Raw genomic sequence first — 16,063 nt, 5'->3', positions numbered from 1 at the left:
GGGGGACCGCGTGCCGAACCACGGCGCGGTTCCCCGTGCTCCTTTTTTGGCATCGGGAGGGTGGACGGTGAGCGGATCGGTACCAGTGGAGCCGGGCAGGGGCGACGAGGAGCAGTGGTTCTCCCGGCCCGTACGAGCCATCGCCCGCCCGTGGCGGGAGGAGCTGGCCCGGCGGCTGGCCGCCGTGGACGCCCTGGGCCGGGCGGAGCGGGAGGCGGTGCTGGAGGGCGGCCACAGTGCCCTGCTCAGGTCGCTGCACGCCAAACTGTCCCGTCTGTTCCTGATCGAACTGCGCGCGCTGCACATGGCGGCGGGCGGCGGGCGGGCCGCCGAAGGCGCGGACGCCGTGGCCGACACGGAGACGTGGGCCGAGTTCATCGAGCAGGCCGCCGAGGAGGGCTACCTCGACCGGCTGGCCGGCCGGTACCCGACCGTGGCCACGCGGATCGCGTCGGTGGCACGGCTGTCGGTGGCGGCGACGGCCGGTTTCGCACAACGGCTCGCCGCGGACCGTGAGCTGCTGCGGCCGCTGCTGGACGGGCCCGCGGGGCAGCTGTGTGCCGTCGCGTTCGGAGCGGGCGACACCCACCGCGGCGGACTGACGGTCAGCCGGGCCGACTTCGCCGGCGGAAGCGTCATGTACAAGCCCCGGCCGTCCGACACGGATGTGGCCCTGGGCGCACTGCTGGACGAGCTGTACGCCGGCTTCCCCGGCGCCCCGGCGCCCGACGAACGCATCCGGGTGCCGCGGACGCTGCCGCGCGAGGGCTACGGCTGGGCCGAGTTCGTCCGCCACCGCCACTGCGCCGATGACGCCGAACTCGCCTCCTTCTACCGCAACATGGGGCACTGGCTGGCCGTGCTCCGCTTCACCGGCGGCACCGACATGCACGCCGAGAACATGATCGCCGCGGGCCCGGTGCCGGTGATCGTGGACGCCGAGACGCTCTTCGACGCCCCCGCGCCCTTCCCGCCCAGCGGCCGGGGCGACGCGGTGGACGTGGCGGCGGCGGCCATCCGCCGCACGGTGCTGCGCACCGGACTACTGCCCGTGCGCGGCACCGGATTCGCGCTCGGCGGGGTGGACATCTCCGGTGTCGGGGCGCTGCCCGGCCAGCAGCCCCTGATCCCGAACCCGGTGATCGCGGACGCCGGTACCGCGGCGGCCCGCTTCCAGGTGGACCTGGTGGCGATGCCGCCCACGGACAACCACCCCAGCCCCACCCCGGTGCTGAGCGTGTACTGGGACCGGATCCTGGCCGGGTTCCGCGAGATGACCGCGCATCTGCACCGGCCCGGGACGGATCCGTACCGGCTGCTGCGGCGCTTCGAGGGTGCCCGGGCGCGGCGGATCCTGCGGCCGACGCAGGCGTACGTCGACATCGGCCGGATGCTGTGGCACCCGGCGTCGTTGCACGACGAGGCGGCCGCCGTCGAGCGGGCCCGGGACATCCTGCGCCGCAACGCCGAGGTGCTGCCCGGCGCTCCGACCGACCGTGCGGCCATCGACGGCGAGATCGCGGACCTGCTGATCGGTGACATACCGATGTTCACCTTCACCGTGGACGCGGCCGCCGTACGGTCCACCGTCGAGGACTGGCGCACCGCCGACCTGGCGCTGGAGGAGTCGGTGATCCAGGACGCGCTGGTGGGCGCGTACCTCAACGAGCGTTCGCTGCCCCAGCGGGTGCAGGCCGCCGCCCGCGAACCGCACGCCCGTGACCGGGAGCGGCGGCGCCGCGACCTGGCCGCCCAGATGGTGCGGCGGCTGTGCGACGGGGCCGTGCGCGGCGAGGACGGCACGGTCACCTGGATCAGCCCCGTGTTCACGCCTGCGGGGTGGTCCATCAGGGTGCTGCCCGCCGACCTCTACACCGGCCAGGGCGGGGTGGCGCTGACCCTCGCGGAGTACGTGACCGAGGTGCGGGCGGGACGCGCGGACGACGTGCCCGGAGTCGCCGAGACCTTCGAGGGCGCGCTGCGGGTGCTGGTCTCCACCGAGGACCGGACGCCGACACCGTCGGCCGGGGCGTTCAGCGGTGCCGCCTCCCAGGTGTGGACGTGGCTGGCGCTGCACCGGGTGCTCGGCGAGGACTGGCTGCTGGAACGGGCCGCCGACCGGGCCCTGCTGCTCGCGGAGGGCGGCCGGCTGGTCGAGGACGACATCGAGGTGGACCTCCTCAACGGGGCGGCCGGCGGCATCGTCCCCCTACTGGACCTGGCCGCGGCGACCGGACACGACCGGTGGCTCGGCACCGCCGCGCACATCGGCCGCCGGCTCACCGGGCTGGCCACCGTCGACGCGAGCGGCGCCCGCTGGACGACCCGGCTCAACCCCGAGGGCATCGGCGGCTTCGCCCACGGCGCCACCGGCATCGGCTGGGCGCTGACCCGGCTCGCCCTCGGCGACGCGGGCTCCCCGGCCGAACGGCGCGACTGGACGCACCTCGGCGAGCGGGCCTTCGCCTACCAGGAGTCGCTCTACCGACCCGGGCACGGCAACTGGCTCGACGTCCGCGTCGGCGCCGAGGAGGACTTCTTCACCAGCTGGTGCCACGGCAGCGCGGGGGTCGGCATCGGCATGCTCGACCTCCACCGGCGCACGGGCGATCCGGCCCACCTCGACATGGCCCACCGCGCCGCACGCGCCTGCGCCGCCGAGGGCTTCGGCTGGAGCCACACCCTGTGCCACGGCGACCTCGGCCTCTGGGAGTTCCTCACGTCCATGGAGTTCGGCGACCCGTCGGCGCTCGACGGCGAGATCCTCACCGGCCTCGAACAACGCGGTCCCGTCGGCGGCCTCGCCCGCGAAGCCTTCTCCCCGAGCCTCATGTCCGGCCTGGCGGGAGTCCTCCACACCCTGCTGCGCATGCATCCCGGAGCCACGCTGCCCAATCCCCTCGTGCTCGACTGACCAATACTGTGCACATGATTGACGGCTGCAAGAAAACTGCCCTAGATTCCGTGGCGTTCAGTGCACTGAGCATCTGCCACCGAGCAACTGCCACAGGGCATCGGTACGACACGCTCCCGCCCCCACTCCCACAGGAGCCGCCGTCATGCGCACCCGCCTGCGTCTCTCCCTCGTCGCCCTCGCCACAGCCGCGGTCACCGCCCTGACAGCCGGCTCCGCCCCGGCGGCGGTGCAGGCCCGGACCGCGGCCTCCGGCCATCTCACCGGCACCCTCGCCGACGGAGGCACCTGGATCGCGGACGTCCCCGCCGGCTGGAACGGCACCCTGCTGCTGTTCAGCCACGGCTTCGGCCCGCTCGTCGCCCGCGACGCGCCCACCGACGCCGTACGCGACGAACTCCTCGCCCAGGGATACGCACTGGCCGGCTCCTCCTACGACCCGAACGGCTCGATGTGGGCCCTGGCCAGTGCGGAACGGGACCAGTTCGCCACCCTCGACGCGGTCACCGCGCGGATCGGCACACCGAGCCGCACCCTGTCCGTCGGCACCTCCATGGGCGGGCTGGTCAACGCCCGGATCGCCCGCGACGGCGCCGGCCGCGTCGACGGCGCGCTGGGCCTGTGCGGGCTGGTGGCCGGCGGCACCGACCTGGACAACTACCAACTCGACGCCGAGTACACCCTCGCCCGGCTGCTCCTGCCCGAACAGGACGTCAAGCTCGTCCGGTTCGGCTCCGCCGACGAGGCCGCCGCCACCGCCCAGCAGCTCACCGCGGCCGTCACCGCCGCACAGGCCACACCGCGGGGCCGCGCCCGCATCGCGCTGGCCGCCGCTTTCCTCAACCTGCCGGCGTGGGCCCCGGGCCGGACCGCCCCCGCGCCGACCGACTGGGCGGGCCAGCAGGAGCAGCAGTACGCCTGGTTCGCGAGCGGCATCCTGTCCTTCGTCGAGGGCGGCCGGTACGCGGTCGAGCAGTCGGTCGGCGGCGACAACTCCTGGAACCGGGGTGTCGACTACGCCCGCCTCCTCGCCGGATCCGTCCACGCCCCGCAGGTCCGTGCCCTGTACCGGGCGGCCGGACTCGACCTGCGCGCCGACCTGAAGGCCCTGACCTCGGGCGCCCGCATCACCGCCGACCCGGACGCCGTCCGCACCGCCGAGCGCACCTCATCCGCGGGGCAGGGACTCGCCGTACCCCTGCTGGACGTGCACACCACCGCCGACAACCTCGTCCCGGTCGAGCAGGAGCGCCGGTTCGCCGACCGCGTCCACGCGGCCGGCCGGGGCGCGCTGCTGCGCCAGGCCTACGTCGAGCGCCAGGGCCACTGCACCTTCACCACCGCCGAGACGGTCGCCGCCCTCCACGCCCTCGAACACCGCGTCGCCTCGGGCAGCTGGGCCGCCGCCGGCCCGGCCGCCCTCCAGCGGTCGGCCACCGCGCTCGGCCTGGACGGAGCGGCCTACGTCCCCTACCGGCCGGCGACCCTGACCGTCACCGGGTCCCAGCCCTACCGGGGCGTGCCGAAGTCCTGGGTCCAGTAGGAGCCGGGCTGTGCGAGACCCACGCCGATCTGCTTGAAGGAACAGTTGAGGATGTTCGCCCGGTGGCCGGGGCTGGACATCCAGCCCGCCATGACCTGCTCGGGGGTGGAGTAGCCGTAGGCGACGTTCTCGCCGTAGGCGCTCCAGCTGTAGCCGGCCCTGGTGATCCGGTCGCCCGGGGACGATCCGTCGGACCCGGTGTGCGACATGTTCTGGTGGGCCGCCATGTCCGCGCTGTGCGCCTGGGCGGCCTTGGCCAGGGTCGCGTTCGAGGTGAGGGCCGAGCACCCCACCTTGGCGCGCTCCGCGTTGACGAGCTGGATGACGCGGGCGGCGACCCCGGAGGCCGTGGCCGTCGGCTTCGGGATGCTCGGCGCCGAGGGGGTCTTGGCGGCGGGGGCGGTGGCCCTGGGGCTGGGGGTGGTGGTCTTCGGCGTGCCGGGTGCGGTGCCGGTCCGGTGCTTCGGCGCGGTGGTCCGCGCAGTGCTCGGGGCGGCGGTCGGGGCCTTCGACGCCGGTGACGCGGTGGGAGCGCTGTCCGTGGCGCCGTCCCAGCGGTGCCTCCAGTGGCGGTACCACTGGAGGTCCCGGTCGGTGTTGCCCCGCCACTCCGCGGCCGTGTTCGTCGCGGTGCCGTGGGCCTGATCTCCGCCGCCGGCTCCCCAGTCGGCACAGGCCATGGCGACGGACGGCACGCCCACGGCTCCCACGACGGCGGCGGCGACGGCTATCCGGCGGTAGTACTGCTTCTTGCTGTGCTTTCCCATTGCGTGACCTGCCCTGAACTGCGACGACGTCCTGCGGGTCGTCATTCTTGGGAGGGCCGCACAGAGAGCGCAAAGGGCTCTTGGTACTACCCGGCTTCGTAGGCTTTCGCGGCCCTTGCCAGGGGAGTGGGGGCGTGCTGGTCGTGCCGCCGCGGTGACGGGGAGCGCTGATGCTCCGTCAGCAGCCTTTGAGTGTCGCGAACGGGCGAGAACCCCTGAACGGGCGGAATGCCTTCGAGCCGCACGCGAGACGTGTCCGCACCAAGACGGACAAGTCTCCTATGTCACCGGAGCGGCTGCTACTAACCGGCACGGCGAGGTCGTGGGCCCGGCGTGACGGTTGTCACGGAACCGCGTGTTCCGAACATGTATGGATCCAGAAAGATGATGCAATCCACACACTTGACCGACTCCAGAAGAGGCGTACGGTTTCAAGTGAGATTGCACCCGTCCCGCGAAGGCACCACCCCATGGACCGCACTGTCCCCCGAGACCCCCACCAGAGCGTGACGCTCGGTGCGCCGCTGTCCGGGAGCGGCCTGGAATCGTTCGTCGGCGGACCATGGACCCTGCCGTGGTCGCCGACCGCGTGCGCTCGAGCCAGGGCCGCCGTCCGCGACGTACTGTCCCGATGGGGTCTCACCGGCCTCGTCCCGACCGCCGAGCTGCTGGTCAGCGAGCTGGTGGGCAATGCGCTGCGGCATGCCGACGGCCCGATGAGCCTCACTCTCGAGTGGGTGGCCGATGTGCGCTGTCTGGTGAGTGACGGCTCCTCGGTGCCGCCCCGTCCGCGCGAGGCGGACCTCGAGGACGAGTCCGGCCGCGGACTCGCGCTGGTCGACGCACTGGCCGTGCGATGGGGCTGGACGTACGGGCCCGTGGGCAAGAGCGTGTGGTTCGAGCTGTCCGCGGATCTGGCGGCGGCATGACGGCCACCTCCACCGCCGACGAGCCCATGGCACTGGCCGCCGCACGGCTGCGCACGGCGGGCATGCGGGTCACCGCCCCGCGCATGGCCATGCTGACCGCCGTCCACGAATCGCCCGGCCACCTCGACGCCGACACTCTGCGTGAACGTGCCCGGCGGATCACCGGCCGTCTGTCGCTCCAGGCCGCCTACAACGTGCTGCGCGCGCTCACGGACGCCGGTCTGGTCCGGTGCACTCAGATCCCGGGTCACCCGGCCCGTTACGAGATCGAGCGCCACGACAATCACCACCACTTCGTGTGCCGCGCCTGCGGCGCCATCCGTGACGTGGAGTGCACGGTGGGTGCGGCTCCCTGCATGGAGCCGCTGCTGCCGGACGAGTACGACACCCAGGAGGCCGCCGTGACGTTCTGGGGCCTGTGTCCCGACTGCCGGGGCGCGACCACGGCCCCCTGATCGACTCCCCTCGGCCGAGCTGTGAAACCCTTCACAGTTCGCTGCAAAACGGGCTTTTCGTGGCGACGGTCACGTCGCGCGGCAGGCAATTTGTTTAGGTTTCGCGGGTCTGTGCCGCTGTCCCGCGAACTTGCCGAGGTCCTGCCGATGCCGTACCGCCCCTGCCTCCTGCCGCACAGGCGTGCCGCGATGTGGGCCGGCGCCGTCGCGACCTCGGTGGCGGGGCTCCTGGCGGCCGGGGCGGTGGACCCGGTACCGGCAGCGGCCGCCCCGGCGGCCGCGCGGCCCGGCGCCGCCACCGCGGGGTCGGACGCGGCGACGGCCGCGTTCCTCGATCGGGTGCGGCCGCAGGGGAAGGAACGGGTGTCGGCCGCGGCTCTCGACCTCGACGACTCCGGCCGCGAGCCCGCCGTGTACGGCGACGACACCCCTTTCGACACCGCCAGCATCGTGAAGGTCGACATCCTTGCCGCGGCGCTGCTCCAGGCCCAGGACGCCGGCCGTAGTCTCACCGCGCAGGACCGCGCCCGTGCGGAAGTGATGATCGAGCACAGCGACAACGACGCGGCGAGCGCGCTGTGGCGGCGCATCGGCCTGGCGCCCGGTCTGGACGCCGCGAACAAGCGGCTGGGACTGACCTCGACGAAGGGCGGTTCCGGCACCGACTGGGGGCTGACCCGGACGACCGCGAGCGACCAGATACGGCTGCTGGGCGACATCTTCGACGCCGGCCCCCGCGCAGGCGGCGCTTCCCCGGCGCTGGACGCGGCGTCCCGCGCCTGCATCCGCACGCTGATGACTCGTATCGCCGGCGAGCAGGCCTGGGGCGTCTCGGCTGCCGCCGACTCCGGATGGGCGCTGAAGAACGGCTGGCTGAAGCGCACCGCCACCAAGCGGTGGGACGTCAACAGCGTCGGAGAGATCACCGCGGGCGGGCACCACTACCTCGTCGCGGTCCTCTCGGACGGGAGCACGACGATGGGGGGCGGTGTCTCCCTGGTGGAACGCGCGGCCAGGGCGGCCGTCTCCTCGGCAGCCGCCCGCTAGTCCGCGTCGCGCACCTACGTCAACCACGCCGGAGCGGCCTGGCCGGACGCGCCCAGGTGGGCCGTGGCGAGCACGGTGCCGTCGGACGCCGTCACCCGCGCGCCGGTGAGTGCCTTGGGATCGACGGAGGCGGGGCTGCCCCAGGAGCCCTTTCCTCCGCGCAGGGTCATGGCGCCTACGGGAACCGTGCTGCCGTCGCTGTGGACCAGCAGGCAGAAGACCTTGCCGCTGTAGGGCTTCCCGGCACCGGCGAGGTCGATGGTCATGTAGATCCAGCCTTGCGGATCGGCGTGCGCATAGACCTCACCGACCGGTTTCCGGCCGGCGGTCGAGGTGAGGTCTCCGGACAGCATCTCCGTGCCGCTGCCGGGGGAGGTGGCGGACGGGCCGGCCGCGACGTCCTCGATCGCCGTACCGACCGCCCAGCCGCCGAACCCTATGGCGACGACGAGCGCGGCGGTGGCGGAGGCGATCCGCAGCCGTACCCCGCCGCGTCGGCGCTGGGGTGGCACGGAGGGCTCGCGGGCGTGCGAACGCCCTTCCCGACCCGGCGCCCCCTGCGTGAGGGCCTGCGCCACCCTGGTCTCGAACCCGACCGGCGGCTCGTTGCCGGGCAGCAGTCCGATCAGCCCGTCACCCACGAGGGTCAGCTGCTCGATGTACTCCCGGCACTCCGCGCACTCGTCCAGATGGGCGACCGCGCCGGCCCGTTCCCGGCCGGGCAGCACGCCGAGCGCCAGTTCGGCGCCGATCTCCCGCAGTTTTTCGCAGGTCACGTCACTCGACATGGTCGCCTCGTTTCGGAGCCGCGAGTGTGGTCCGCAGCTTGCCCATCGCCGACCTGATGCGCGTCTTGGCGGTGCCCAGCGGGATCTTCTCCGAGTCGGCGACCTGCTGGGCGGTCATGCCGTAGATGCCCGCCATCACCAGGGCTCGCCCCTGTTCGGGCGGCAGCTCCGCCACGGCGGCCCGCAGCAGGGAGGACGCCTCGTCGGCCAGCGCGTGCCGCTCGGGTGTCTCGCTGACGACCCCGAGGACCGCCTCGAGGTCCTCGGGCGCCACCGGCTCCGGCCGCCGCGAGCGTACGGCGTCGATGGCCAGGTTGTGGGCGATGGCCGTCAGCCAGGTCCGCACCGAACCGCGACGCGCGTCGTAGATCTGCGCATGGCGCCACGCCCGCTCGAACGTCTGCTGGGCGACGTCCTCGGCGAGCTGCGGATCCCCGACGACGGCGATGGCGACACCGAAGACCGTGTGCTGGAACCGGCGCACGAACGTGACGGCGAGCTCCGGATCGCCCGTGGCCAGCCCGGACAGCAGAGCCTCGTCCGGGAGGCGGCTCACGGGGAACCGAAATCTCGACATATCAGTATGTACGGTCCATCCGAGCCCTGGGATTGCCCGGCCGTCACGGAATCGGAAGGGCATATTCCGATTCTCCCTCGGTCAGGCTCGCAGGCACCCGGCGGATTTGCCTTGGAGTGCGCTCCAGCCGCCACACTGATCGCGACGGATTTCGTACCGGGGACCGAAGGGCGGCAGCACATGGAGACGACGGGCCGGGCGGGACACCCGCTGCCGTACGACATCTATCCGCAGGCGATCGAACGGGAGACGCTGCGTTTCGCCGAGGTGGCCAGGGGCGCGGACCCCGCGACCGCCGTGCCGTCCTGCCCCGACTGGACGCTGGCCGAGCTCTCGCGGCATGTGGGATCGCTCCAGCGCTGGTTCTCCGCGCTGCTGACCCGGCTGGTGCAGGAGCCCCCGCGCAGCCGGGACGTGGAGCTGGGGCTGCCCGAGCGCGCGCAGGAGTATGCCGACTGGGTGGCGGCGGGCGTACCCCAGGTGGCGGCCGTACTGCGGGCGACGGACCCCGAGGCGGCCATGTGGGCGTGGGGCGAGGACCAGCATGCCCGGTTCTGGGCCCGGCGGATGCTGTTCGAGACGCTGGTGCACCGGGTGGACGCCGAGCGTGCCGTCGGCCGTGAGCCGGACATCGATCCCGTCCTGGCGGCGGACGGGGTGGACGAGTTCCTCGTCAACCTGCCCTACGCGGGCCTCTTCGCCCCCGACGTGGCGAAACTGCGCGGCAACGGCGAGATCATCGCCTTCCGGACCACGGATTCCGTCGACGGGGCCGGTGAGGAGTGGCGGGTGCGGCTGGATCCGGACGGATTCCGCCTGCTGCCGCGCGTGGAAGGCGGCACCACGGAATCCGCGCCGAACGTGACGGTGGGCGGGCCGGCCGCCCTCCTCCTGCTGCTGCTCTACGGGCGCCGGTCGTACCGGGAGGCGGTCTTCGAGGTCTCGGGAGAGGTCGCGGCACTCGATTCGTGGTTCGCGCACACGGCCTTCTGACCGCGCCCGCGGACAGTGGTCCGCCGTGACTGATGTGACCCATGTGACAGCAGAGACAGTGGTGACCAGCGCTCTTTGGGCAGGGTGGTGACGATTCGGGACAAGCAGTGCTAGAAAGGCCGAATGCGAGACCGATTTGCCCGGCTTAGGCGAATATCGCTGCGACCACTGTCGGGAAAGAGCCCGCGGAGCGTCGCGGGGCAGGTGTTCATCCTGCAGGTGGCACTGGTGGTGCTGCTCGTGGTCTTCGCTGTCTTCTCTCTTTTCCTGCAGTCGCGACGGGACACCAACGCCGAAGCCAAGCGCCGTTCCATAGCCGTCGCGCAGACCTTCGCCCACTCCCCGGGCATCCTGACCGCGCTGCGCACCCCCGCTCCGTCGAAGGTGCTCCAGCCGCTGACCGAGGCGGGGCGCAGGTCCGCGGGCGTCGACTTCGTCGTCGTCATGGACACCCACGGCATCCGCTACACCCACCCCATGCCGAGCAAGATCGGTAAACGGTTCGTGGGCACCATCGGGCCGTCGCTGGCCGGGAAGGTCTACACGGAGAGCGTCCACGGCCCGCTGGGGCATGAGGTGCAGGCCACCGTTCCCATCAAGGACACCCGCGGCAAAGTGGTGGCCCTCGTCTCCGCCGGGCTGAAGGTCAAGAACGTCACCAACCAGGTGGACCGGCAGATACCGATCATCCTGGCCGCCGGAGGAGGCGCGCTCGGAGCGGCGACTTGCGTGACGGCTCTGGCAGGCAGGCGGCTGCGCCGCCAGACCCACAGCCTGGCCCCGAACGAGATGACCCGCATGTACGAGCACCACGACGCCGTGCTGCACTCCGTCCGCGAAGGCGTGCTGATCATCGATGGCAACGGGGTGCTGCTGCTCGCGAACGACGAGGCCAGACGCCTTCTGGCACTGCCCGTGGACGCCGAGGGCAAGCGGGTGGCCGAGCTGTCGAGCCTGGAAGCCGAAATGGTCCTGCTCCTCGTCTCGGGCCGCGAGGCCACCGACGAGGTCCACTTCGCCGGGCCCCGGCTGCTGGCGGTCAACCAGCGGCCCACGGACCGCGGCGGAGGCCCCAAGGGAACCGTGGTCACCCTGCGCGACTCCACCGAGTTGCAGGCCGTGTCCGGCAGGGCCCAGGTCGCCCGGGACCGGCTCAAGCTGCTGTACGACGCCGGACTGGGCATCGGCACCACCCTGGACGTGGTCCGGACGGCCGACGAACTCGCCCGGGTCGCCGTCCCGCGCTTCGCCGACTTCGTCACCGTGGACGTGGCCGACGCCGTGCTGCACGGGGAGGAGCCCGCCACCACGGCGACCGGCATGCGACGTATCGCCGTGTCCGGCATCCGGGACGACCACCCCCTCTACGAGAAGGACCGGCTGATCGACTTCCTGCCCTCCACGCCGCAGGCCCGCGGCTACGGCACCGGCCGCTCCGAACTGGTCACCGACCTGTCCACCGCCACCGGCTGGCGCGCGCAGGACCCGGAGCGGGCCGAGGGCATCGTGGACTACGGCATCCACTCCCTCATCGCGGCCCCCATCCGAGCTCGTGGCATCGTGCTGGGCGTGGCCAATTTCTGGCGGTCCAAGGAGCACGGTCCCTTCGACGAGGAGGAGCTGTCGCTGGCGGAGGAACTGGTCGCCCGTGCCGCCATCAGCATCGACAACGCCCGCCGCTACTCACGTGAGCACGCTTTGGCCGTCACCCTCCAGCGGAGCCTGCTGCCGCGGGCCCTGCCCGAGCAGAGCGCCCTCGAGGTCGGCTACCGCTACCTCCCCGCCCAGTCGGGCGTGAGCGGCGACTGGTTCGACGTGATACCCCTGCCCGGCAGCCGCGTGGCCTTGGTGGTCGGTGACGTCGTCGGCCACGGCCTGCACGCCGCCGCCACGATGGGACGACTGCGCACCGCGGTGCACAACTTCTCCACGCTCGACCTGCCGCCCGACGAGCTGCTGGGCCATCTGGACGACCTCGTCGGCCGTATCGACCAGAACGAGACCTGCCCCGAGACTCCCGCGGCCGTCGTGGGCGCGACCTGCCTGTACGCGATCTACGACCCGGTGACGCGCCGCTGCGCCATGGCCCGAGCCGGGCACCTGGCACCCGTGCTGGTCCTCCCGGACGGCAGCGCCGCCTTCCCCGACCTGCCGGCCGGACCGCCGCTCGGCCTGGGCGGCATGCCGTTCCAGACGGCGGAGTTCGACCTCCCCGAGGGCTCCCAGCTCGTGCTCTACACCGACGGCCTCATCGAGGACCGCACCCGCGATCTGGACGTGGGCATGGAACTGCTGCGCGAGTCCCTGGCGGGCCACCCCGACCGGCCGCCGGACGAGAGCTGCCAGGCCGTGCTGGACGAGCTGCTGCCCGACCGGCCCCAGGACGACGTCGCCCTCCTCATCGCCCGCACCCGGGCGCTGTCGCCCGACCGGATCGCCGGCTGGGACGTGCCGCCCGATCCGGCCGCCGTCGCCAAGGTGCGCCTCGCGGCCGCCGACAAGCTCGACGAGTGGGGCCTGTCCGAGCTCGGCTTCGGCATGGAACTCGTCCTGAGCGAGCTCGTCACCAACGCCATCCGCTACGGCAGCGAACCCATCCACGTCCGGCTGATCCACGACCGCACCCTGACCTGTGAGGTGGCCGACGCCAGCAGCACCTCACCGCATCTGCGGTACGCCGCGACGACCGACGAAGGCGGCCGCGGCCTCTTCCTGGTCTCCCAGCTCACCGAACGCTGGGGCACCCGGTACACCCCCCAGGGCAAGGTGATCTGGGCGGAACAGGCACTGCCGAAGACCGAGGACGGCGGCGGGCCGTGTGGCCTGAACAAGGCGCCGTGACCCCACATCTACCCCACCGAAATGGCATGAGCCGTTCATTCTTCATCCATATGTGACGCGTGGAGCCGAAAAGATTCGGCCATTGACTCTCCCCGCACGGCGCCCGGTCGGGCCCGTGCGGGGAGAGTCATTTCCTTATTGGGGGGACGCACGTGGTGTCCGCGCTCGAGGGGTCCGCAGGACCGGATCCCGAAAGACCCGTGCTCCGCAGGCCGTACGCGGCCCCAGGGGCGGGCGACCGCATCTTCCGGTTCCAGTTGACGGCCACGGGTGTCGCGGTCCTCGCGATCATGGCGGCCGTCGGGCTGTTCCTGCTGCTGAGGGCCGGTCAGGCGCTCAAGGTCAGGGGCTTCGCGTTCCTCACCACGGCCGAATGGCAGCCGGACGTACACCGGTTCGGCATCGCCGCCGTGCTCACCGGCACTCTGCTGATCGCCGCCGTGGCGGTGACGATCTCCGTGCCACTGGCCGTGGGAACCGCGCTGTTCATCACCGACGTGGCGCCACGCCCGCTGCGCCGCACCCTCGTGACGATGGTCGACCTGATGGCGGCCGTGCCGTCGGTGGTCTACGGGCTGTGGGGGCTGTTCTTCCTCCAGCAGCACGTGATCGGACTGTCGCGCTGGCTGTCCGACTGGTTCGGCTGGATCCCGTTGCTGAAGGTGGACGGGACGCAGCCCGGGGAGCCGCTGGCCTCCGACAGCGTCTACACCGCCTCGACCTTCGTCGCCGGCATCGTCGTCGCCCTCATGGTCGCGCCGATCCAGTGCTCGGTGATGCGCGAGGTGTTCGCCCAGGCACCGGCCGGTGAACGCGAGGGCGCGTACGCGCTCGGCGCCACCCGCTGGGGCATGATCCGGGCGGTCGTACTGCCGTACGGCAAGGGCGGCATCATCGGCGGCACGATGCTGGGCCTGGGCCTGGGCCGGGCGCTCGGCGAGACCATCGCGGTCTACCTGATCATCTCGCCGGTCTTCGTCATCCAGCCGCACATCCTGCAGACCGGCTCCAACTCCGTCTCCTCCCTGATCGCCCTGCACTACGGAGACGCCTCCAGCTTCGGGATGTCGGCACTGATGGCGGCCGGCCTGGCGCTGTTCCTGCTCACCCTGGCGGTCAACTTCACCGCCTCGTCCATCGTGGCCCGTTCCCGGTCCGGCGCGCAGAGCGAGGCATGAGATGACCGTCGTGGAAGACACCGCTCCGCTGCCCGTGCCGGCCGGGCCGGACCCGGCGCCCGCACCGACCGCGTCCGCCGACCCGCCCGACGCGCCGCGCCGCATCGGCGGGCCCACCCGCTCCGGAGTGCTCTCCCTGTGCGGCGCGGCGGCCTCCGGCTTGTGCGCGGCGGTGCTGCTGTTCGGTGAACTCGCCCCGTTCTCCGGCCCGTTGGGCTTCTTCGTCACGGCCTATCTCGCCTTCCTCGGCATCTACGCGGTGCTGACCGGGCTGGAGGGGAACGGGCAGGCCGTACGGGACCGGGTGATGACCGTCGTGCTGTGGACGGCGGCCGCGCTGCTGTTCTGCGCGCTCGCGCTGGTCGTCGGCTTCACCGCCTGGCGGGGACGCGAGGCGCTGCCGCACGGCAACTTCTTCACCCAGGACATGCAGGCGGCCGGCCCGCTCGACCCGCTCACCCACGGGGGCATCGCCCACGCGATGCTCGGCACCCTCGTCATGATCTCCATCGCGCTGGCGATCACGGTCCCGCTGGGGCTCGCCTGCGCGGTGTACCTCAACCAGATCCCGGGCCGCTTCTCCCGGTTCGTACGGACGATCGTCGAGGCGATGACCGCGCTGCCGTCGATCGTGGCCGGCCTGATGGTGTACGCCACCTGGATCCTGGGCCTCGGCATGCAGAAGTCCGGCCTCGCGGCGGGCTTCGCGATCAGCGTGATGATGCTGCCGATCGTGATCCGCGCGGCGGACGTCGTGCTGCGGCTGGTGCCCGGCACGCTGACCGAGGCGGCGGAGGCGCTGGGCGCGCCGCGCTGGCGGACCGTGTGGCACGTGGTCCTGCCCACCGCGCGTTCCGGGCTCGCCACCGCGGTCATCCTCGGCACCGCGCGCGGCATCGGCGAGACCTCGCCCGTGCTGCTCACCGCGGGTTACACGGCGGCGCTCAACGCCGACCCGACGAGCGGACTGATGGTGTCGTTGCCGCTCGCCGTCTTCAACTTCGTCAAGTCGCCCGAGCCCGCGATGATCGCCCGCGGCTTCGGCGCGGCGGCCGTGCTGATGGCCCTGGTGCTGGTGCTCTTCGCCATCGCCCGCGGAGCGTCACCGCCGTCCGCCACCTCGCCCCGCGGCGGCCTGCTCAGCCTCGCCGCCCTGCTGCTCGGCATCACCGCCCAGCTGCTGGTGTTCAGCGGCGTCCAGCAGCACAACGCGCAGCACGCCGCGTTCGACGACCTGCGCAACCGGCTCGCCCTGGGCACGGCCCCGGTGTCCCAGACCGACCAGCAGGGCAGACTGCTGGCGCCCGGCACCCCGGTCGCGCTGCTCGGCATACCCGAACTGGGCCTGAGCCAGGTCGTGTTCGAGGGCACCGACTCAACCGTCCTGACCGACGGTCCCGGTCACGGCCGGGACACCCCGATGCCCGGACAGGCCGGCACCAGCGTGCTGATGGGCCGCGCGGCCGCGTACGGCGGCCCGTTCGGTCATCTGGCCGATCTCGCCGAGGGCGACACCTTCACGGTGATCACCGGCCAGGGCAAGGCCGAGTACCAGGTCCTCGACGTACGACGGGCCGGTGACCCGGCGCCCGCGACCCTGGCCCCGGGCAAGGGCCGCCTGGTGCTGGTCACCGCCGCGGGCCCGCGTTTCGCACCGGCCGGCGTCCTGCGCGTCGACGCCGATCTGGTCTCCGCGGCCTTCCGGACCCCGGCGGCCGTCATCCGCTCCGGCACGCTGCCGGAGGCCGAACAGCCCATGGCCCGCCCCTCCGGGATGCCCTGGCCGCTGGTGATGTGGCTTCAGGCGCTGCTGCTCGCGGCCGTGGCCGCCGTGTGGACCTGGCACCGCTGGGGCCGCCACCAGACATGGATCGTCTTCGCCCCGGTCGTCGCGGTGCTGGGCCTCCAGGTCGCCACCCGCACCACCGAACTGCTGCCCAACCTGCTGTGACCGACCCCGACCAGAGGTGGCCCACCATGACCGACACCGCCGTACTCCCCGTAGCCGCACCCTCGGACGCCGCCCCCGCC

The 16,063-nt window shown here is 72.4% G+C and carries 12 protein-coding genes; 9 read left to right on the top strand and 3 right to left on the bottom strand.

Annotated elements, in window-relative coordinates; genetic code table 11:
• The first annotated feature begins 67 nt into the window (after window positions 1-67).
• Entirely contained in the window at window positions 68-2,914 is a 2,847-nt protein-coding gene (locus ABZ915_RS24730) for a type 2 lanthipeptide synthetase LanM family protein (RefSeq protein ID WP_361807016.1), read from the top strand.
• A gap of 145 nt (window positions 2,915-3,059) precedes the next feature.
• Complete coding sequence (locus ABZ915_RS24725) at window positions 3,060-4,457, top strand: alpha/beta hydrolase (RefSeq protein WP_361807013.1); 1,398 nt, start codon at window positions 3,060-3,062, stop codon at window positions 4,455-4,457.
• Here ABZ915_RS24725 and ABZ915_RS24720 read toward each other — a convergent pair.
• Window positions 4,424-5,224: a CAP domain-containing protein gene (locus ABZ915_RS24720; RefSeq protein WP_361807010.1), complete on the bottom strand. Its 801-nt coding sequence runs from the start codon at window positions 5,222-5,224 to the stop codon at window positions 4,424-4,426. The two genes, ABZ915_RS24725 and ABZ915_RS24720, sit on opposite strands and share 34 nt — an antisense overlap.
• A 470-nt stretch (window positions 5,225-5,694) precedes the next feature.
• Here ABZ915_RS24720 and ABZ915_RS24715 point away from each other — a divergent pair, with 470 nt between their 5' ends.
• The 3 genes from ABZ915_RS24715 (at window position 5,695) to ABZ915_RS24705 (ending at window position 7,655) form a co-directional block, all read left to right on the top strand.
• Window positions 5,695-6,153, top strand: coding sequence for an ATP-binding protein (locus ABZ915_RS24715; RefSeq protein WP_361807007.1), 459 nt, complete (start codon window positions 5,695-5,697; stop codon window positions 6,151-6,153).
• Entirely contained in the window at window positions 6,150-6,608 is a 459-nt protein-coding gene (locus ABZ915_RS24710) for a Fur family transcriptional regulator (RefSeq protein ID WP_361807004.1), read from the top strand. The genes ABZ915_RS24715 and ABZ915_RS24710 overlap by 4 nt, the downstream gene beginning before the upstream one ends.
• Window positions 6,609-6,797: 189 nt before the next feature.
• The gene (locus ABZ915_RS24705; protein ID WP_361807407.1) at window positions 6,798-7,655 is read left to right on the top strand and encodes a serine hydrolase; all 858 of its coding nucleotides are present in this window, start codon (window positions 6,798-6,800) and stop codon (window positions 7,653-7,655) included.
• A 14-nt stretch (window positions 7,656-7,669) separates the two neighbouring features.
• On the opposite strand, the gene ABZ915_RS24700 is transcribed toward ABZ915_RS24705, so the two are convergent.
• Window positions 7,670-8,443, bottom strand: coding sequence for a zf-HC2 domain-containing protein (locus ABZ915_RS24700; RefSeq protein ID WP_361807002.1), 774 nt, complete (start codon window positions 8,441-8,443; stop codon window positions 7,670-7,672).
• The gene (locus ABZ915_RS24695) at window positions 8,433-9,020 is read right to left on the bottom strand and encodes a sigma-70 family RNA polymerase sigma factor (RefSeq protein WP_361806999.1); all 588 of its coding nucleotides are present in this window, start codon (window positions 9,018-9,020) and stop codon (window positions 8,433-8,435) included. The genes ABZ915_RS24700 and ABZ915_RS24695 overlap by 11 nt, the downstream gene beginning before the upstream one ends.
• Window positions 9,021-9,200: 180 nt before the next feature.
• Here ABZ915_RS24695 and ABZ915_RS24690 point away from each other — a divergent pair, with 180 nt between their 5' ends.
• From ABZ915_RS24690 to pstA, 4 genes are all read left to right on the top strand, one after another.
• Window positions 9,201-10,013: a maleylpyruvate isomerase family mycothiol-dependent enzyme gene (locus ABZ915_RS24690; protein WP_361806996.1), complete on the top strand. Its 813-nt coding sequence runs from the start codon at window positions 9,201-9,203 to the stop codon at window positions 10,011-10,013.
• Between the two features lie 123 nt (window positions 10,014-10,136).
• Entirely contained in the window at window positions 10,137-12,854 is a 2,718-nt protein-coding gene (locus ABZ915_RS24685) for a SpoIIE family protein phosphatase (RefSeq protein WP_361806993.1), read from the top strand.
• 200 nt (window positions 12,855-13,054) lie between these two features.
• On the top strand, window positions 13,055-14,032 hold the full coding sequence (pstC, locus tag ABZ915_RS24680) for a phosphate ABC transporter permease subunit PstC (RefSeq protein ID WP_361806990.1): 978 nt from the start codon (window positions 13,055-13,057) through the stop codon (window positions 14,030-14,032).
• Between the two features lies 1 nt (window position 14,033).
• Complete coding sequence (gene pstA, locus ABZ915_RS24675; RefSeq protein ID WP_361806987.1) at window positions 14,034-15,983, top strand: phosphate ABC transporter permease PstA; 1,950 nt, start codon at window positions 14,034-14,036, stop codon at window positions 15,981-15,983.
• Window positions 15,984-16,063: the final 80 nt, after the last annotated feature.

Origin of the sequence: Streptomyces sp. NPDC046915, assembly GCF_040644935.1 — a bacterium.
Lineage (GTDB): Bacteria > Actinomycetota > Actinomycetes > Streptomycetales > Streptomycetaceae > Streptomyces.
The sequence above is the reverse complement of the archived record's forward strand: the minus strand, read 5'-3'. Positions and strand labels throughout refer to the sequence as shown.